We start from the raw sequence: 19,976 nt of genomic DNA, 5'->3' as shown, positions 1-19,976 counted from the left end.
ACCCAAAATAATTCGAGTTGCAAGAAGGCGGCAAGCGAGAGAGTCCTGATGAGCTTACATAGGTAAGTGATTCGGGTGACAAATCTGCCAGGAGCAGGTTTGAACGCTGCGTGCAGCGGCCTCGCAGAGGCGAGGGCCAGGGATGGGCCGAGTAACGAACGCAGCCAACGCACATGCGGCTTGAAGTATGACGGGTTAGGAGTCTGCGTAATGGCAACAGGCACGCTGCCCGATGCTGGGCAGATCCTTAATTCTCTCATTAATAGCATCCTGCTATTAGATGATGATTTGGCTATCCATTATGCCAATCCCGCTGCCCAGCAACTTCTGGCGCAAAGCTCCCGTAAACTTTTTGGTACACCTTTGCCAGATTTATTAGGCTATTTTTCCCTCAATATCGACTTGATGCGGGAAAGCCTACATACGGGGCAAGGTTTTACCGATAATGAAGTGACATTAGTGGTTGATGGCCGTGCGCATATTTTATCGCTGACCGCGCAGTCATTACCGGAAGGTTTTATATTGCTGGAAATGGCACCGATGGATAACCAACGTCGGCTAAGCCAAGAGCAACTACAGCATGCACAACAAATCGCTGCACGCGATTTGGTTCGTGGGTTGGCACACGAGATTAAAAATCCACTGGGTGGCTTGCGCGGTGCGGCGCAGTTATTGTCAAAAGCTCTGCCCGATCCGGCGTTGCTGGAATACACCAAAGTCATCATTGAGCAAGCGGATCGCTTACGCAATCTGGTTGACCGCTTATTAGGCCCTCAGCGGCCCGGTCAACATGTGACACAAAGCATCCATCAGGTTGCTGAACGGGTTTGCCAACTCGTATCACTAGAAAAACCGGATAACGTGACGTTAATCCGTGACTATGACCCCAGTTTGCCGGAGCTGGCGCATGATCCCGACCAAATTGAACAAATGCTGCTGAATATCACCCGCAATGCATTACAAGCTTTAGGTGAAGCTGGCGGTACCATTACACTGCGCACTCGCACTGCATTTCAGATAACACTGCACGGTGTGCGCTATCGCTTGGCCGCGCGAATTGATATTGAAGATGATGGCCCAGGTGTACCAACGCAATTACAAGATACCGTCTTCTACCCGATGGTCAGTGGCCGCGAGGGAGGAACCGGCCTTGGCCTGTCGATTGCCCGCAGTCTAATTGATCAACATTCGGGTAAAATTGAATTTAACAGTTGGCCGGGACACACCGAATTCTCGGTTTACCTGCCTATTCGCCAGTGAGGTTTCTATGCAACGAGGGATAGTCTGGATCGTCGATGACGATAGCTCCATCCGCTGGGTGCTTGAGCGCGCACTGACTGGAGCGGGTCTGAACTGTGTAACATTTGATTCCGGTAATCAGGTGTTGGATGCATTGGCGACACAAACTCCGGACGTGTTGTTATCAGATATTCGTATGCCCGGCATGGATGGATTGGCACTGCTGAAACAAATTAAACAGCGCCACCCAATGCTCCCGGTCATCATAATGACGGCACATTCTGATTTAGATGCGGCAGTCAGCGCCTATCAGCAAGGGGCTTTTGATTACCTGCCCAAGCCCTTTGATATTGATGAAGCTGTCGCGCTGGTTGAACGGGCGATTAGCCATTATCAAGAACAGCAACAACCGCCCCGTAGCCAGCCTGCAAGCGGCCCAACCGCAGATATCATTGGTGAAGCGCCGGCGATGCAGGACGTTTTCCGCATCATTGGGCGCTTATCCCGCTCCTCTATCAGCGTGCTGATTAACGGCGAATCGGGAACCGGTAAAGAGTTAGTGGCCCATGCACTACATCGCCATAGCCCTCGGGCTAAAGCGCCTTTCATCGCGCTGAATATGGCGGCGATCCCGAAAGACTTAATTGAGTCCGAGCTGTTTGGACACGAAAAAGGGGCCTTTACCGGTGCTAATCAGGTGCGCCAGGGCCGTTTTGAACAAGCTGATGGAGGCACACTGTTTTTAGATGAAATCGGTGATATGCCGCTGGATGTACAAACTCGCCTATTGCGCGTTTTGGCTGATGGCCAGTTTTATCGGGTTGGCGGTTACGCGCCGGTCAAAGTGGATGTGCGCATCATTGCCGCGACCCATCAAAATCTGGAACTGCGGGTTCAGGAAGGGAAATTCCGTGAGGATTTATTCCATCGTCTGAATGTGATTCGAGTGCATTTACCGCCGCTGCGTGAGCGCCGTGAAGATATTCCGCGCCTGGCACGCTACTTCTTGCAAGTGGCCGCTAAAGAGCTTGGGGTGGAAGCCAAGATTCTGCATCCTGAAACTGAAGTCGCGCTAACTCGCCTCCCCTGGCAGGGTAACGTTCGCCAACTGGAAAATACCTGTCGTTGGCTGACTGTGATGGCGGCTGGGCAAGAAGTGCTGGTGCAGGATTTACCTTCCGAGCTATTTGAAACCAGCACCCCGGATGCTTCTGGTCAACGCACACCGGACAATTGGTCAACACTGCTGGCGCAATGGGCTGATCGCGCATTACGTTCTGGTCATCAGGATTTGTTGTCAGAAGCACAGCCAGAAATGGAGCGCACGTTGTTAACCACGGCACTACGTCACACTCAAGGGCATAAACAGGAAGCTGCGCGCCTGTTGGGCTGGGGCCGTAATACCTTAACGCGTAAGTTGAAAGAGTTGGGAATGGAATAAATTTTATTTGAAAGTCACCCTCATCACTGAGGGTGACATCATCAGATCACTCGGGAAAACTGTTGCCGACGTGCTTGTTTGCGTAAATAGATATCAAAGCACATACAAATATTACGAATGAGTAAGCGCCCGCGCGGTGTCACACGAATGCCATCATCATCCCGCTCCACCAGCCCGTCTTGTTCAAAGGGGGCCAATAGCTCAAAATCTTCGGCAAAATAATCCGCGAAACGAATACCATAATGCTGCTCAATTGGCTGATAACTGATTTGGAAATTACAAATCAGCGTTTTAATCACATCACGGCGCAAGCAATCATCTTCAGTCATGGTCAGGCCACGCCACAATGCATTGCCTCGTTGCTCGACAACGGCATAGTAAGTCTTCAAATCTTTTTCGTTTTGCGCGTAACTGTCACCTAACATACTGATGGCAGAAACCCCCAATCCGAGTAAATCACTCTCACCTTGGGTGGTATAACCTTGGAAATTACGATGTAATTTCCCTTCCCGCTGGGCAACGGCTAACTCATCATCTGGCCGGGCGAAGTGATCCATCCCGATAAACTGATAGCCGGATTCGGTTAAGAAACTGATGGTATGCTGCAAGATATCCAGCCGCTGCTCGGCGGTGGGTAAATCAGCATCTTTAATTTTGCGCTGTGCGGCAAACAAGCTCGGCAGATGGGCATAATTGAAGACACTCAGGCGGCCGGGGCTAAGTTCAGCCACCCGCTTGAGGGTAAACGCAAAGCTTTCTGGCGTCTGTTTTGGCAAACCATAAATCAAATCAATATTGGTTGAGTTAAAACCAAGAGCTTTAGCGCGAGCAATCAGCGCGAAGATAAAGTCTTCATCTTGCTCACGGTTAACCAACCGTTGAACTTCCTTATTGAAATCCTGCACCCCCATGCTCAGGCGGTTAAACCCCTCAGCCCGCAGGTGATCGAGCACATCCAGCTCAATTTCACGTGGATCGACTTCAATTGACTGCTCAGCACCGGGCAGAAAATCAAAGTTTTCACGCAACAGATTCATCAAATGAGTGATTTGTGTTTTATTTAGATAAGTGGGTGTCCCACCGCCCCAGTGCATCTGGCTAACCTGACGCCCGGCAAACAACGCGGCGCGCTGGCGGATCTCTTTTTCTAAGACCGCCAAATATTCATCAGCTTTATGTTGTTGACGTGTCACCAGCTTATTACAGCCACAGAAATAGCAAAGTTTATGACAAAACGGGATATGCACATACAGCGACAAAGGCCGCTGCGGGTAGCGTTTCACCGCCTGCTCAAAAGCAGATTCATCATAATCTTCACTAAATTCAAGGGCTGTGGGGTACGAGGTATAGCGCGGCCCTGAATAATTATATTTTTGAATCAGGGACAGATCCCAAACTATGGCGTTTTCAGACATGTTCATTCCTTCCGATATTTTCGCTTACCGGGCCGGTTAGGGGGCAGATGTTTTCGTTGTCTGGCCGCAGTAGCGCTGCGCAACCGCTTTCTTCGTTGCGACAGCCGCCATAGTTTACCCAATAACCACAATAGATAACATGTAAGTAGTAGGGCTATTATCGGGATCACCCACGCCATAATTTAAAATGTGTCTTTTGGATTACCGCTCTTCAGTAATTTTAGAATGTCTTCCTGCTTTTCTTCTTTCTCTTCTTCTTCGTCGTCACCCAGTTCAATACCCAGTTTTTCCATCAGGACATCAATACGGTCCAACGTCAGATCAACATAAGCTTGGTCTTCTTTGCTCAATACTTCGTCGTTATCGAGTCTATCCAGCAATGCATCCAGACGCTCATCGTTTTCCAGCTTAGTCAGCTCTTCTTCCGGCGTCAGGCGTGGCTTGGCTTCGACTTTCGCCACCGGCTTAGTGGTTGGCTTAGCTTTTATCTTACTGTCCACCACCAGAGGCACAGGCACTTTGCTGCCAATACGTGGATCTTTCTCTTGAGTCTCGGTTTGACCTTTCTTATTGCTGCCCTCGACATTAGTTCTCGCACCTGAGCGATTGCCACTGTGTCTTTTCTGACGTTTACGCTCGCGGGCTTCAATATCAAGCTCTACACGGGTTTTTTTATGACGCTTTGGTGTTGCGGTGCCTTTCGGGGCCGCACGGTCAGCGCGTGGTGCTTTATTGGGTTGTTTCATAACCTGTGCTCTTAAATGAATATGGGATCGGATTGAGTATATACCCGTCACCTTTCAAGTTGCAGATGCTCTCACTTGCCGTTTTCCTGCATCTTGAAATTTATTAGGTATAGGATTGGGCGGAATCTAGCAGAAAGAAGAGAAAGAAAAAAGGCGGCAGATTAACCTGTCGCCTTTTTTCGCACCTTCTGCGGAAGGATATCCTTACAGCGCACTCCCTGCACTTACATAACGTCCCGGTTTCTCCCTCCTGCAATTCGCTATCCTTGCCATCCCTCCAACCCTGAAGGAGACTCACCCGGCGCTCCAGCCTGTGTCCCTGAACATCCCTTTATACCCGTCACACTTCGACTCAAATTATTTAGGGTATATAAGCTCCTTGATCATCCCTGGCTCACCGTATATCCATTACATTCCTTAAGCATAGGCCACTCTCCCTGAGTGTTTATGCTCCTTGCCAGCACATCCCGCACTGTTCAAAACCATGGTTTACAAAAAGTAGTCATTTGTTTTTATTCATAAAATAATGATAAAAACAAACTAACTGCTGACAATTGTAGCCTACTTTTAATAAAATTTTTCTTAACAATCATTCAATGATAAACAATTAATTGCCCCTACAATGGCCACCTACTCACAAAACTGTTATTTCATCAAAAAAAACAGATTAATGGACATCACGGATCCCTGCACAAAAGCTATATGAGATAAACCCCCTTTTTTTGGCCCGATGCAGTTATAATCGCTCCATGTAAGCTATCTCTCACGGAGACGACAAATTTTGACTATCAGAAATTATAACTATCACATGACTCACTTCGTCATCAGTGCTCCGGATATTCGCCATCTGCCGCGTGATGAAGGTATTGAGGTGGCATTCGCTGGCCGCTCAAATGCAGGAAAGTCGAGCGCTCTCAATACATTGACCAACCAGAAAAGCCTGGCCCGAACCAGTAAAACACCGGGCCGTACTCAACTGATTAACTTATTTGAAGTGGTTGATGGTATCCGTCTGGTCGACTTGCCGGGGTATGGTTATGCCGAAGTCCCGGAAGAGATGAAACTCAAGTGGCAACGCGCACTGGGCGAATACTTACAGAAGCGTAACTGTCTGAAAGGGTTGGTTGTTCTGATGGATATCCGCCATCCGTTGAAAGATTTAGACCAACAGATGATTACGTGGGCTGTCGCCGTCGGTACCCCAGTGATGTTGTTGCTGACCAAAGCAGATAAGCTGGCATCTGGCGCTCGTAAAGCCCAATTGAACATGGTGCGGGAAGCTATCATTCCATTTATGGGTGATATTCAGGTTGAAGTTTTCTCATCATTGAAAAAGATTGGTGTCGATAAGTTACGCGAAAAACTGGATACCTGGTTTAGTGAGATCCCGCCGGAAGTGATGGTTGACGAGTATGACGACGAAGGCGAGTAATTGATGGTAAAAGCAGCCCGTAAGGGCTGTTACTTCAGGGGATGATGCTCCGATCTCCGCTTCAGGTTTCTCTGATAAAAACCGCCAACAGCCCTTTTCTATCCGCCAGTGGCTGGCCCATTTTCTGGCCTATTTTCTGACAAAGACCCAATAAAAAACGCCCCAGTCAATAAATGACTGGGGCGGCTAATATACAGCCAAATCCGATTACGTGAAGTAAAAGGTCTGAAAGATAGAACATCTTACCTCTGTACCCTACATCTGTAACTCTACATCATTTTTTCGCAGGGCAAAAGAATTTTTTGTTGTATAGTTACACAAATTGGCACGATTCAGCTTGCATCATCCCCGCATTATCACCACTAAATGTAGCTTAATTACATAAAGTGCTTTATTTATCGCCACTTACCCGCATAGATTACTTTCATAGATAAATAGTTAGTGCGCTTGATCCCAGTTATCACCCACACCGACATCCACTTTTAATGGCACGGCCAATTGCATACTCTGTTCCATCAGCTCACGAATTTTCTGCTCAGCGCTTTCCAATACACTTTCATGCACCTCAAACACCAATTCATCGTGTACTTGCATGATAACCCGCACCAAAGGCTCAGGTTCTTGCTGCAACCAAGCATCCACTGCAATCATTGCGCGCTTAATAATATCAGCGGCAGTGCCTTGCATCGGCGCATTGATAGCTTCACGCTCGGCCGCCTTACGGCGCGTGGCATTGCGTGAGTGAATATCAGGTAGATAGAGGCGGCGGCCATCCAGCGTCGTAACATAACCTTGTTCAGCGGCTTGCTTGCGCGTGCGTTCCATATATTCCAGCACACCAGGGTAGCGCTCAAAATAGAGATCCATATAGCGCTGCGCTTCCCCACGAGGAATATTCAGCTGTCGCGCTAAACCGAATGCGCTCATGCCATAAATCAGACCAAAGTTAATGGCTTTAGCACTGCGGCGTTGGTCGTTTGTGACTTTTTCCAATGGCAAACCAAAGACTTCAGCCGCAGTCGCGCGGTGGATATCCTTCCCAGCAGCAAATGCAGTCAGTAATCCTTGGTCTTGCGACAAATGGGCCATGATGCGCAACTCAATCTGTGAGTAGTCAGCCGCCATGATGCGGTAACCCTTTGGCGCAATAAAAGCCTGACGTATACGACGCCCTTCTTCATTTCGCACCGGAATGTTTTGCAGGTTAGGATCACGGGAAGATAAACGCCCAGTCGCCGTGACAGCCTGATGATAAGAAGTATGAACTCGCCCAGAAACCGGGTTAATCATCAACGGCAATTTATCGGTATAAGTGCTTTTCAGTTTCGCCAAGCCGCGATACTCAAGAATCACCTTCGGCAGAGGGTAATCCAGTGCCAACTCAGCCAGCACCTCTTCATTGGTTGAAGCCGCGCCTCCTGGTGTTTTCTTCAAGATCGGCAATTTTTGTTTTTCATACAAAATGGCCTGAAGCTGCTTCGGTGAGGCGAGATTGAATGGCTCTTCAGCCAATTCATGTGCTTGTTTTTCCAATTCATCAAGGCGAATAGTCAGTTCTTTGGAGTGTGCCGCCAATATATTTTGGTCAATCAATACACCAGTCCGCTCAATGCGGGACAATATTGGTAACAGCGGCATCTCAATTTCTTGGAATACTCGCTTAAGCCCCTCACTTTGCTGCAATTTTGGCCACAAGACTAAATGCAACTGTAAGGTGACATCAGCATCTTCTGCCGCATAAGGCCCAGCTTGCTCTAACGCAATTTGGTTAAAAGTGAGCTGATTTTTGCCTTTGCCAGCAATTTCTTCAAAGGTAATGGTCTTATGATTGAGATAGCGCTCCGCCAAGCTATCCATATCATGTCGGCCAGCAACACTGTCTAAAACATAAGATTCCAACATGGTATCGAAAGCAATACCACGCAGATCAATGTCATAACGCGCCAGCATGCTTTGGTCAAACTTAAGATTCTGCCCGACTTTCAGGGCCTTTTCATCTTCCAGTAAAGGTTTAAGCTGGGCCAGAACCCAATTTCTATCAAGCTGGGTAGGGGCGTCCAGATAATCATGAGCTACAGGCAAATAAGCGGCTTCACCCGGTGCCACGGCAAAAGAAAAACCAATTAAATTACTGCTAAGGGTATCAAGGCCGTCAGTTTCAGTATCAAACGCAAAAACCTCCGAGTTTCTAAGCCGTTCAATCCAGTCGCTTAAAGATTTCTCATCCAAGATAGTTTGATAATTTTCTTGTGAGAGCACCGCGGTAACTTCAACCGCAGGAGCTGATTCTGCTGCGACAAAAACTTTATTGCTGCTCTGCCCTGTTGGCCGATCTTTTTTACCCTCCAGCCATTTCCCTGCTTCAACATCCGCCAGCCAGCGCTTAAATTCATAGCGGCTAAATAATTGATGTAGCTGATCATCATCAGGAGCCGTGACTTTCAGCTCATCACAAGTCACATCCAGTTCAACATCCGTTTTAATCGTGGCTAATTTATAGGAGAGATAGGCAACATCTTTATTCTGCTCCAATTTGGCCGACATCGTTTTTGCACCACGAAATGTCAGCGAGGATATTTTATCCAAATTACTGAATAGCGCATCCAGACCACCCAGACCTTGTAATAAAGCCTGTGCAGTTTTCTCACCAACACCCGGCACTCCAGGAATATTATCTGAGGAATCCCCCATCAGGGCGAGAAAATCAATAATCAGCTCAGGGGGAACGCCATATTTCTCACATACCTCCTGTGGCCCTAAAATAGCGTTATTCATTGTATTGATGAGAGTGATATTCGGCGTAACTAATTGCGCCATATCTTTATCACCAGTACTAATTAATACAGCATGACCTGCTTTTTCAGCTTCTTGTGCCAAAGTGCCAATAACATCGTCAGCCTCAACGCCGGAAACGACCAATAAAGGTAATCCCATAGCCTTAACCATTTGGTGAAGTGGCTCAATTTGAGCGCGTAAATCATCCGGCATAGGGGGTCGGTGAGACTTATATTCAGCGAAAAGCTCATCGCGGAATGTTTTACCTTTAGCATCAAAAACTACAGCGACATGGCTTGGACGATATTGCAGCAACAAACTGCGCAACATGTTCAACACGCCATACATCGCGCCCGTTGGCTCACCGCTGCCGTTGGTCAGCGGCGGGAAAGCATGGTAAGCACGATAGAGGTAAGAGGAACCGTCAACGAGGATCAATGGATTTTCTGCAATCTGGGCCATAGAGTTTCTTCATCTTTATTCAGCAAGGTCTGACGCTAAGAATGCCATAGCTGGCAGCAAGAGACGAATCTTAGCGTCCATTCTTGTGCGAAAGAGAGCATTTTCACATTGTGATCTTAAAGATCTAACTTGTGGATAAGTTTGTGAATAAAAATATGAGTAGATTATAGTTATCGACCAGTTTCTTTAGGGCTATATTTTAATATGATTAAAATCATAAAGTTATAGTTATTGTTTTTTTCTTTACTGTCATAATTTATTTATCTAAATTGTGGATATTACTTATTTAGTTACCATCATAAGGTCAGTAAATTTTACTTATAAGAAAGTTATCGACGCCATTTTTTTATTACACAATGCAAACTCATTCTATCTTTTTTTCACTGTGAATATGGTCCATTACCTATCACTGGAATAGATGGGTTAACTAAAAACAACACCAAAACAAATAAAAATCATCACTCAATCGCATGAATATCACATTAGAGAAGGTAATATTTTCATGGCAAAGAGAGAAACAAACTTGAAATATACGGATATAAGATAAGTGAAAAAGGGGCTAATAAAATCCAGCCCCTTTTTTTATACGATTACTTTTGAGTCAGTAGGAACTTAACAACATCCGCATACTGTTTAACATAGATATCCATTGAGCTGGTATCCATGCCATCATTCTTAATCATATATTTGCCATTAACAAACATTGCTGGCACACCACGTAATTGCAAATCTTCAGCGGCTTTTTGCTGCTGAACAACCAGTGATTTAACCACAAAGCTGTTTAATGCGGCGTCATAGTCTTCACCACTCACACCTGCTTTGATGAATACATTACGGATGTCACCAGGTGTTTGTACAGTTTGTGTTTTCTGTACACCTTCAAACATCAATGGAGTGACTTTTTCCTCAACACCCAACGCCATAGCGACAGCCCATGCTTGAGTCAGTTCCTTGCCCAATGGACCGAGGAAATCAACATGGTAACGGGTCATTTTAGTCCCTTCTGGCAATGCTTTTTTGACTGCCTGAGGAACATGATAAACCTCTTCAAACTGGTAGCAGTGCGGGCAATAGAAAGAGAAAAACTCTAAAACCTGAGGCTCACCGGTTAATGGTTTGTTTAACGTCTGATACTGGGTGCCATCAGTAAATTGTGCTGCCGATGCACTGAATGCCATCACTATGCCAACAAGTGCTAACCATACATTTTTCATACTATAACAATCTCCATTATCTTAGCTTTAGTACATTGGCATTAGCTGCAGAGGGGGTGCCTGCAACAGCTTAACCTGTTCTGTAAATGAGGCAGTCTGTTGTAACCAGAAATCAGACTCCGCCATCCACGGAAAACTTTTAGGAAATGCAGGGTCTTGCCAACGCCTGGCGACCCATGCAAGGTAATAAACCATCCGCATCGCGCGTAACGGTTCAATGAGTGCAAGCTCGCGCTGATCAAAATCAGCAAACTCACCATAGGCTTCAAGCAAAATATCCAGTTGGATTAATTGCTCACTGCGTTCACCGTGTAACAACATCCAAAGATCCTGAACTGCAGGGCCATTTCGGGCATCATCCAAATCAACAAACATCGGCCCATCACGCCACAAAATATTCCCTGGGTGACAATCGCCATGTAACCGCAATGGCCGCCAATCTGTATGCCAATACTGCTTGATGGTGCTAATCAGTAGGTCAGTTGCCGCCAGAAATCTATCTCGCTGCTTTGCTGGCACTAACTCGCTACTGGCCAGTAACTGACGCGGTTCTGTTAGATACTCCTCAATGCCTATTGTTGAGCGAGCGACAAAAAGAGCATCACTACCCACCTGATGAATTCGGCCTAAATAACGCCCAACCCACTCTAATTGGTCAAGATTATCTATTTCATACTGCCGCCCGCCAACACTCGGAAAAACAGTAAAGAAAAAGCCACCGTGAGTATGCAAGGTGCGCCCGTTGAGCTGCAATGGGGCTATCACCGGGATTTCCGCTTCAGCCAAATCAAGCGAGAATTGATGCTCTTCTATGATTTGCTCACTGCTCCAGCGCTCAGGGCGATAAAACTTCACCACGTACCGTTTACGATCTTCATCCATAAACTGATAAACGCGGTTCTCATAGCTGTTAAGCGCGGTTAACCCTGAATCCACCCGTAATCCTACCCCTTCAAGGGCATCCATAATCAGGTCAGGCGACAAGGTCTGAAAATTAAAAGCAGAGCTGTTCATAACAACATTCAGTCTTTATAAGTGACAGCAGCGCGCTGAGAATAATAAATAGTATCATCAAAAGTCCCTATCTCCGCAGACAGGAGCATGACTAATCTTTAATGATGCCACGGGCACGCAATATGGCAGTTTTAAAGTCTTCCTCGTAATCTTTTTTCAGACCAGGAATGACTTCCGTTGATGCTGAACCACGCATTTTTAGATGATAAATAAGAATATCGTCCGTGAGTTCTGAAAGCCCACCTTTAAAACCGGCCTCATCTGATAGTTTTTGTAAAAACTGCACCAGATTTAAATCGGGTTCTTGCTGCCAGGCTGGATGTAAAAGCTCAATCAGTTCATTAACACGATGGCATTTCATAGCAAATTTATCCTATTCAAAAGTATGCTGACAAAGTAGCAGGGATATTCACATAGGGAAAGAGAGCCTATTGTCAATAAAAGTAAATCCTGACCCGCCGTGCTATTTAAAGATACAATTCATCCGTCGGTTGAATGCAGCGGAGTGATAAAAATGAATCCCAATATTACAGGTGTTATTCTTGCCGGAGGCCGTTCTTCCCGAATGGGAGGCAATGATAAAGGACTTATTCTTCTTCACAATAAGCCGTTGTTTCAACATGTCATTGATAGATTAAAACCCCAAGTTAATGATCTCCTTATTAATGCAAATCGTAATCAAGAACTCTACCAACAAAGTGGAATTCCGGTCATTAACGATATCATTACTGGCTTTGTGGGGCCGTTGGCGGGTATGCACACAGGGTTGAGCTATTCAGCTACGGAATGGGTTGTATTTGCTCCTTGTGACGTCCCAGCGCTTCCAAGCAATTTAGTGTCTCAACTTTGGCAAGGAAAGCAGCAAGCACTTGCGGCTTATGTCCACGATGGCGAGCGAGCACACCCAACATTAGCGCTCATGCATGTTAGTCTGAAATCACTGCTTGCGGAGTATTTGGCAAAAGGTGATCGTAAGCTAATGATATTTATGGAAAGTGTTAATGCTAAATCCATAATATTTAGTGGGCAAAGAGACCAATTCAGTAACCTGAATACTCCCACAGACTGTGATTTATGGGAACAGAGTAAAAGAGGGGAATTATGAGCCGGAAAACACCACCACTATTAGGGATTGCTGCATACAGTGGTACAGGAAAAACAACATTACTCAAAAGCCTAATTCCTTTATTACAGCAGCGCCAAATCCGGGTTGGTCTGATCAAGCATACACATCACAATATGGAAATTGATACACCGGGTAAGGATAGTTATGAATTGCGTAAGGCCGGTGCACATCAGACCTTAGTTGCCAGTGATTGCCGCTGGGCGTTAATGACAGAAACACCAGAACAAAAACTATTGGATCTGCACTATCTTGCTAGCAGGTTGGATGCTTCAACTATCGATTTAATCTTAGTTGAAGGCTTTAAACATGAATCAATCAATAAAATCGCTCTATATAGAGAGGCGGTAGGCAAGCCGTTCTCAAGCCTGATTGATGAATATGTCATTGCTTTAGCAAGTGATAAGCCGATTGCCACTGATGTCGCACAACTGGATATTAATCAGCCAGAACAGATTGCAGACTTTATTTGTAGCTGGTTAGAAAAAACCAGAAAGACTGAAGAAAGTATTTAATCAGCACTATTACTCATATTAAGTTTCATCCGAACTAAACGCAAAAAGGCCACCCATCAGGGTAGCCTTTTCGTCTATTGGGTACTTCAAATACAAAATCTACGCCAAATTCCATTGCAAAATAGCCATATCTTTTAGCAGTTTTCATATTTTCCACATAGCAAAAACCCCACGCTTTTGGCATGGGGTCTCGGCTTTATTTGATGCCTGGCAGTGTCCTACTCTCGCATGGGGAGACCCCACACTACCATCGGCGCTACGGCGTTTCACTTCTGAGTTCGGCATGGAGTCAGGTGGGTCCACCGCGCTATGGCCGCCAGGCAAATTCTGTTTTAATTAACCCGCTATGCAATATCACACAGCCAGCCAATCCAATCTCGGAACTTCGCTGAAAATCTTAATTTCTCTCAAATCACCAAAACACCTTCGGTGTTGTAAGGTTAAGCCTCACGGATCATTAGTACTGGTTAGCTCAATGCATCGCTGCACTTACACACCCAGCCTATCAACGTCATAGTCTTTAACGTTCCTTCAGGGGGCTTAAAGCCCCAGGGAAGACTCATCTCGAGGCAAGTTTCCCGCTTAGATGCTTTCAGCGGTTATCTCTTCCGAATTTAGCTACCGGGCAATGCCATTGGCATGACAACCCGAACACCAGTGATTCGTCCACTCCGGTCCTCTCGTACTAGGAGCAGCCCCTCTCAATCTTCCAACGCCCACGGCAGATAGGGACCGAACTGTCTCACGACGTTCTAAACCCAGCTCGCGTACCACTTTAAATGGCGAACAGCCATACCCTTGGGACCTACTTCAGCCCCAGGATGTGATGAGCCGACATCGAGGTGCCAAACACCGCCGTCGATATGAACTCTTGGGCGGTATCAGCCTGTTATCCCCGGAGTACCTTTTATCCGTTGAGCGATGGCCCTTCCATTCAGAACCACCGGATCACTAAGACCTACTTTCGTACCTGCTCGAGCCGTCACTCTCGCAGTCAAGCTAGCTTATGCCTTTGCACTAACCTCACGATGTCCGACCGTGATTAGCTAACCTTCGTGCTCCTCCGTTACTCTTTGGGAGGAGACCGCCCCAGTCAAACTACCCACCAGACACTGTCCTCACCCCGGATTACGGGGCCGAGTTAGAACATCAAACATTAAAGGGTGGTATTTCAAGGTTGGCTCCATGCAGACTGGCGTCCACACTTCAATGCCTCCCACCTATCCTACACATCAAGGCTCAATGTTCAGTGTCAAGCTATAGTAAAGGTTCACGGGGTCTTTCCGTCTTGCCGCGGGTACACTGCATCTTCACAGCGAGTTCAATTTCACTGAGTCTCGGGTGGAGACAGCCTGGCCATCATTACGCCATTCGTGCAGGTCGGAACTTACCCGACAAGGAATTTCGCTACCTTAGGACCGTTATAGTTACGGCCGCCGTTTACTGGGGCTTCGATCAAGAGCTTCGCCTTGCGGCTGACCCCATCAATTAACCTTCCAGCACCGGGCAGGCGTCACACCGTATACGTCCACTTTCGTGTTTGCACAGTGCTGTGTTTTTATTAAACAGTTGCAGCCAGCTGGTATCTGCGACTGGCTTCGGCGCCGGGAGCAAGTCCCATTACCTAATGCCAGCGTGCCTTCTCCCGAAGTTACGGCACCATTTTGCCTAGTTCCTTCACCCGAGTTCTCTCAAGCGCCTGAGTATTCTCTACCTGACCACCTGTGTCGGTTTGGGGTACGATTTAATGTTACCTGATGCTTAGAGGCTTTTCCTGGAAGCTTGGCATCAACTACTTCATCACCGTAGTGACTCGTCATCACACCTCAGCGTTGATAAGCAACCGGATTTACCAAGTCGCTCCGCCTACATGCTTAAACCGGGACAACCGTCGCCCGGCTAGCCTAGCCTTCTCCGTCCCCCCTTCGCAGTAACACCAAGTACAGGAATATTAACCTGTTTCCCATCGACTACGCTTTTCAGCCTCGCCTTAGGGGTCGACTCACCCTGCCCCGATTAACGTTGGACAGGAACCCTTGGTCTTCCGGCGTGCGGGTTTTTCACCCGCATTATCGTTACTTATGTCAGCATTCGCACTTCTGATACCTCCAGCAACCCTCACAGGTCACCTTCAACGGCTTACAGAACGCTCCCCTACCCAACAACACCTAAGTGTCGCTGCCGCAGCTTCGGTGCATGGTTTAGCCCCGTTACATCTTCCGCGCAGGCCGACTCGACCAGTGAGCTATTACGCTTTCTTTAAATGATGGCTGCTTCTAAGCCAACATCCTGGCTGTCTATGCCTTCCCACATCGTTTCCCACTTAACCATGACTTTGGGACCTTAGCTGGCGGTCTGGGTTGTTTCCCTCTTCACGACGGACGTTAGCACCCGCCGTGTGTCTCCCGTGATAACATTCTTCGGTATTCGGAGTTTGCATCGGTTTGGTAAGCCGGGATGGCCCCCTAGCCGAAACAGTGCTCTACCCCCGAAGATGAGTTCACGAGGCGCTACCTAAATAGCTTTCGGGGAGAACCAGCTATCTCCCGGTTTGATTGGCCTTTCACCCCCAGCCACAAGTCATCCGCTAATTTTTCAACATTAGTCGGTTCGGTCCTCCAGTTAGTGTTACCCAACCTTCAACCTGCCCATGGCTAGATCACCGGGTTTCGGGTCTATACCTTGCAACTAGACGCCCAGTTAAGACTCGGTTTCCCTACGGCTCCCCTATTCGGTTAACCTTGCTACAAAATATAAGTCGCTGACCCATTATACAAAAGGTACGCAGTCACACCACGAAGGTGCTCCCACTGCTTGTACGTACACGGTTTCAGGTTCTATTTCACTCCCCTCGCCGGGGTTCTTTTCGCCTTTCCCTCACGGTACTGGTTCACTATCGGTCAGTCAGGAGTATTTAGCCTTGGAGGATGGTCCCCCCATATTCAGACAGGATGTCACGTGTCCCGCCCTACTCATCGAGTTCACAGCAAGTGTGTTTTTGTGTACGGGAGTATCACCCTGTACCCTGCGACTTTCCAGACGCTTCCACTAACACACAAACTGATTCAGACTCTGGGCTCCTCCCCGTTCGCTCGCCGCTACTAGGGGAATCTCGGTTGATTTCTTTTCCTCGGGGTACTTAGATGTTTCAGTTCCCCCGGTTCGCCTTGCATGGCTATGTATTCACCATGCAATAGTGCAACGAATTGCACTGGGTTTCCCCATTCGGGTATCGTCGGTTATAACGGTTCATATCACCTTACCGACGCTTTTCGCAGATTAGCACGCCCTTCATCGCCTCTGACTGCCTAGGCATCCACCGTGTACGCTTAGTCGCTTAACCTCACAACCCGAAGGTGTCTTTGCAGACAACTTGCGTTGCGATTATTTGAGAGACTCTAATACAGGTTAATCCTTACCTCAGTACATCTACGGAGAGATAAGTTTCAGCTGTATTGTTTCAATTTTCAGCTTGTTCCAGATTGTTAAAGAGCAATATCTTAAACACGACTTGGTAAAGTCATCTTTAAGATATTCAGTTGATAATGTCTTTCACACATTATCGGATTGGCGTCCCCAAGGGGATTCGAACCCCTGTTACAGCCGTGAAAGGGCAGTGTCCTAGGCCTCTAGACGATGGGGACACGAAGTTCCGATTAAACCGAAATCTAACCGTTTCGTATCAGCATGAGTCGAAACTCACGACATCAACAGGTGCTCTTGCTCATTTACATTCATCAGACAATCTGTGTGGACACTACGCAATGCGTATCGTTAGGTAAGGAGGTGATCCAACCGCAGGTTCCCCTACGGTTACCTTGTTACGACTTCACCCCAGTCATGAATCACAAAGTGGTAAGCGCCCTCCCGAAGGTTAAGCTACCTACTTCTTTTGCAACCCACTCCCATGGTGTGACGGGCGGTGTGTACAAGGCCCGGGAACGTATTCACCGTAGCATTCTGATCTACGATTACTAGCGATTCCGACTTCATGGAGTCGAGTTGCAGACTCCAATCCGGACTACGACAGACTTTATGTGGTCCGCTTGCTCTCGCGAGTTCGCTTCACTTTGTATCTGCCATTGTAGCACGTGTGTAGCCCTACTCGTAAGGGCCATGATGACTTGACGTCATCCCCACCTTCCTCCGGTTTGTCACCGGCAGTCTCCCTTGAGTTCCCACCATTACGTGCTGGCAACAAAGGATAAGGGTTGCGCTCGTTGCGGGACTTAACCCAACATTTCACAACACGAGCTGACGACAGCCATGCAGCACCTGTCTCACAGTTCCCGAAGGCACCGAAGCATCTCTGCTAAGTTCTGTGGATGTCAAGAGTAGGTAAGGTTCTTCGCGTTGCATCGAATTAAACCACATGCTCCACCGCTTGTGCGGGCCCCCGTCAATTCATTTGAGTTTTAACCTTGCGGCCGTACTCCCCAGGCGGTCGACTTAACGCGTTAGCTCCGGAAGCCACGCCTCAAGGGCACAACCTCCAAGTCGACATCGTTTACAGCGTGGACTACCAGGGTATCTAATCCTGTTTGCTCCCCACGCTTTCGCACCTGAGCGTCAGTCTTTGTCCAGGGGGCCGCCTTCGCCACCGGTATTCCTCCAGATCTCTACGCATTTCACCGCTACACCTGGAATTCTACCCCCCTCTACAAGACTCTAGCTTGCCAGTTTCAAATGCAGTTCCCACGTTAAGCGCGGGGATTTCACATCTGACTTAACAAACCGCCTGCGTGCGCTTTACGCCCAGTAATTCCGATTAACGCTTGCACCCTCCGTATTACCGCGGCTGCTGGCACGGAGTTAGCCGGTGCTTCTTCTGCGAGTAACGTCAATCAACCGTGCTATTAACACGACTGCCTTCCTCCTCGCTGAAAGTGCTTTACAACCCGAAGGCCTTCTTCACACACGCGGCATGGCTGCATCAGGCTTGCGCCCATTGTGCAATATTCCCCACTGCTGCCTCCCGTAGGAGTCTGGACCGTGTCTCAGTTCCAGTGTGGCTGGTCATCCTCTCAGACCAGCTAGGGATCGTCGCCTAGGTGAGCCATTACCCCACCTACTAGCTAATCCCATCTGGGCACATCCGATGGCGTGAGGCCCGAAGGTCCCCCACTTTGCTCTTGCGAGGTCATGCGGTATTAGCTACCGTTTCCAGTAGTTATCCCCCTCCATCAGGCAGTTTCCCAGACATTACTCACCCGTCCGCCGCTCGCCGGCAAAGTAGTAAACTACTTCCCGCTGCCGCTCGACTTGCATGTGTTAGGCCTGCCGCCAGCGTTCAATCTGAGCCATGATCAAACTCTTCAATTTAAGATTTGTTTGATTTGCTATGAGTTAACATAGCGATGCTCAAAGATTACTTTCTGCAAATATGCATTCGAACCGAAGTTCAAATGTGTACTGCTTTGGTCACTCTTCAAGACTTTGATATTTCTTCTGCCTGCCGAAACAGGCTTCGATATCGTCTTGCGAGTGCCCACACAGATTGTCTGATAAATTGTTAAAGAGCGTTCGTTACCCGTTTGCCTTTCGGCGAATCTTACGGTAACGCGGGAGGCAGATAATACGCTTTCCCGCTGAAGAGTCAAGGATTTATTTGTTTTCTTTCGAAGTCAAAATCATTCTTTTCTCTTCCTGACCCGGCGAAGTGTGTTTCGTTGTTCCCGGTCAGTGGAGGCGCATTATAGGGAGTTCCTGACAGGCTGCAACCCCTAATTTGAAAAAACTTTTCAACCGTGTTTTTTTTCAGCAAAAATGGGGTAAAAGGCCACAATTTAAACAATTATTAAGCTAAACATTCAGTACCCGAGTTAAACAGTAGAGTAAAATAGAAGTATAAGAAGACAAATAGGACAAAACACCATGCAACTAAATACCCAACAACAGGCCGCTCAGCGCAATCTCTCGTATCTGCTGGCTGAAAAAATTGGCCAGCGTATTCTTGCTGGGGAATATGAAGCCGGCAGTATATTGCCTGGCGAGATAGAGTTGGGGGAGCAATTTGGTGTTAGCCGTACCGCAGTCCGCGAAGCTGTAAAGATGCTTGCCGCAAAAGGGATGCTATTACCGCGCCCCCGTATTGGCACCAGAGTTATGCCGCAAACTAATTGGAACTTCCTTGACCAAGAATTACTGACCTGGTGGATGACCAAAGAGAACTTCGATCAAGTCATGCAACACTTCCTTATATTAAGGCGGTCACTCGAACCTCAAGCTTGCTCTCTGGCTGCTATCAATGCCAGCGAAAAACAAAAAGCCCTGTTAGCATCATTAATGACAGAAATGCGAGAGCTGCATGCCCATTTTAATCGTGAGAGATGGATTCAAGTGGATGCCCAGTTTCATCAACTTATTTATGAAGCCAGTGGCAATCCATTTTTAACCTCTTTCGCTAATTTGTTTAGCTCGGTTTATCACAGTTACTTTCGTTCGATTACCGGCGATGAAGTGATTAAGCTGCAACACCATCAAGATATTGTCGATACCATTCTGGCAGGAAATAGCCAAGGCGCGTTACTGGCTTGTCAGGTGTTATTAAAAGAGAAAGACTAACGGCCAAATGTTGTTTATATCTATATATAGAGAGGG

Annotated in this window: 12 protein-coding genes, 1 tRNA gene, 3 rRNA genes and 1 pseudogene; 6 read left to right on the top strand and 11 right to left on the bottom strand. The window is 47.4% G+C overall.

All coding sequences use genetic code 11. The annotated features are described in order from the left end of the window. Positions 1-210: 210 nt before the first annotated feature. Positions 211-1,260 (top strand): nitrogen regulation protein NR(II), encoded by a 1,050-nt coding sequence (gene glnL / locus DXZ79_RS00175; protein ID WP_050292171.1) that lies wholly within the window; start codon positions 211-213, stop codon positions 1,258-1,260. A gap of 7 nt (positions 1,261-1,267) precedes the next feature. Beyond that, the gene (gene glnG / locus DXZ79_RS00170; protein WP_038637813.1) at positions 1,268-2,680 is read left to right on the top strand and encodes a nitrogen regulation protein NR(I); all 1,413 of its coding nucleotides are present in this window, start codon (positions 1,268-1,270) and stop codon (positions 2,678-2,680) included. Between the two features lie 41 nt (positions 2,681-2,721). Here the strand turns inward: glnG and hemN are convergent, their stop codons facing one another. Together hemN and yihI are read right to left on the bottom strand one after the other, a co-directional pair. Then, positions 2,722-4,095: an oxygen-independent coproporphyrinogen III oxidase gene (gene hemN / locus DXZ79_RS00165; protein WP_038637810.1), complete on the bottom strand. Its 1,374-nt coding sequence runs from the start codon at positions 4,093-4,095 to the stop codon at positions 2,722-2,724. Positions 4,096-4,277: 182 nt separating this feature from the next. Further along, positions 4,278-4,841 (bottom strand): Der GTPase-activating protein YihI, encoded by a 564-nt coding sequence (gene yihI / locus DXZ79_RS00155; protein ID WP_038637808.1) that lies wholly within the window; start codon positions 4,839-4,841, stop codon positions 4,278-4,280. Between the two features lie 781 nt (positions 4,842-5,622). Here yihI and yihA point away from each other — a divergent pair. Beyond that, complete coding sequence (yihA, locus tag DXZ79_RS00145; protein WP_038637806.1) at positions 5,623-6,273, top strand: ribosome biogenesis GTP-binding protein YihA/YsxC; 651 nt, start codon at positions 5,623-5,625, stop codon at positions 6,271-6,273. A 196-nt stretch (positions 6,274-6,469) separates the two neighbouring features. Here yihA and spfP read toward each other — a convergent pair. From spfP to DXZ79_RS00125, 5 genes and pseudogenes are all read right to left on the bottom strand, one after another. Then, positions 6,470-6,514 (bottom strand): annotated as a pseudogene (gene spfP, locus DXZ79_RS21355) (small protein SpfP); the annotation flags it as partial. A 197-nt stretch (positions 6,515-6,711) separates the two neighbouring features. Next, positions 6,712-9,510 (bottom strand): DNA polymerase I, encoded by a 2,799-nt coding sequence (polA, locus tag DXZ79_RS00140; protein ID WP_038637803.1) that lies wholly within the window; start codon positions 9,508-9,510, stop codon positions 6,712-6,714. A 590-nt stretch (positions 9,511-10,100) separates the two neighbouring features. Continuing rightward, positions 10,101-10,724: a thiol:disulfide interchange protein DsbA gene (dsbA, locus tag DXZ79_RS00135; RefSeq protein WP_038637801.1), complete on the bottom strand. Its 624-nt coding sequence runs from the start codon at positions 10,722-10,724 to the stop codon at positions 10,101-10,103. Between the two features lie 27 nt (positions 10,725-10,751). After that, positions 10,752-11,738: a serine/threonine protein kinase gene (locus tag DXZ79_RS00130; RefSeq protein ID WP_038637798.1), complete on the bottom strand. Its 987-nt coding sequence runs from the start codon at positions 11,736-11,738 to the stop codon at positions 10,752-10,754. 91 nt (positions 11,739-11,829) lie between these two features. Further along, the gene (locus DXZ79_RS00125; protein WP_038637796.1) at positions 11,830-12,099 is read right to left on the bottom strand and encodes a YihD family protein; all 270 of its coding nucleotides are present in this window, start codon (positions 12,097-12,099) and stop codon (positions 11,830-11,832) included. Between the two features lie 153 nt (positions 12,100-12,252). Here DXZ79_RS00125 and mobA point away from each other — a divergent pair, with 153 nt between their 5' ends. Further along, positions 12,253-12,843 carry a molybdenum cofactor guanylyltransferase MobA gene (mobA, locus tag DXZ79_RS00120; protein ID WP_038637794.1) on the top strand — a complete coding sequence of 197 codons (591 nt, stop codon included), beginning with the start codon at positions 12,253-12,255 and terminating at the stop codon, positions 12,841-12,843. Beyond that, positions 12,840-13,376: a molybdopterin-guanine dinucleotide biosynthesis protein MobB gene (gene mobB / locus DXZ79_RS00115; RefSeq protein ID WP_038637792.1), complete on the top strand. Its 537-nt coding sequence runs from the start codon at positions 12,840-12,842 to the stop codon at positions 13,374-13,376. The genes mobA and mobB overlap by 4 nt, the downstream gene beginning before the upstream one ends. A 205-nt stretch (positions 13,377-13,581) precedes the next feature. Here the strand turns inward: mobB and rrf are convergent. The 4 genes from rrf to DXZ79_RS00095 form a co-directional block, all read right to left on the bottom strand. Next, a 5S ribosomal RNA gene (gene rrf, locus DXZ79_RS00110) occupies positions 13,582-13,697 on the bottom strand. A gap of 115 nt (positions 13,698-13,812) precedes the next feature. Next, positions 13,813-16,719: ribosomal RNA gene (locus DXZ79_RS00105) — 23S ribosomal RNA — on the bottom strand. Between the two features lie 225 nt (positions 16,720-16,944). Further along, positions 16,945-17,020, bottom strand: a tRNA-Glu gene (locus DXZ79_RS00100). Positions 17,021-17,155: 135 nt separating this feature from the next. Further along, positions 17,156-18,698 (bottom strand): 16S ribosomal RNA (locus tag DXZ79_RS00095). The 16S, 23S and 5S rRNA genes sit together here with 1 tRNA gene alongside, the layout of an rRNA operon. A 552-nt stretch (positions 18,699-19,250) precedes the next feature. Here DXZ79_RS00095 and DXZ79_RS00085 point away from each other — a divergent pair. Continuing rightward, on the top strand, positions 19,251-19,940 hold the full coding sequence (locus tag DXZ79_RS00085) for a FadR/GntR family transcriptional regulator (protein WP_038637790.1): 690 nt from the start codon (positions 19,251-19,253) through the stop codon (positions 19,938-19,940). Positions 19,941-19,976: the final 36 nt, after the last annotated feature.

The sequence above is a fragment of the Yersinia rochesterensis genome (assembly GCF_003600645.1).
Lineage (GTDB): Bacteria > Pseudomonadota > Gammaproteobacteria > Enterobacterales > Enterobacteriaceae > Yersinia > Yersinia rochesterensis.
Note: the sequence above shows the minus strand (reverse complement) of the source record. Positions and strands in the feature narration are given on the sequence as shown.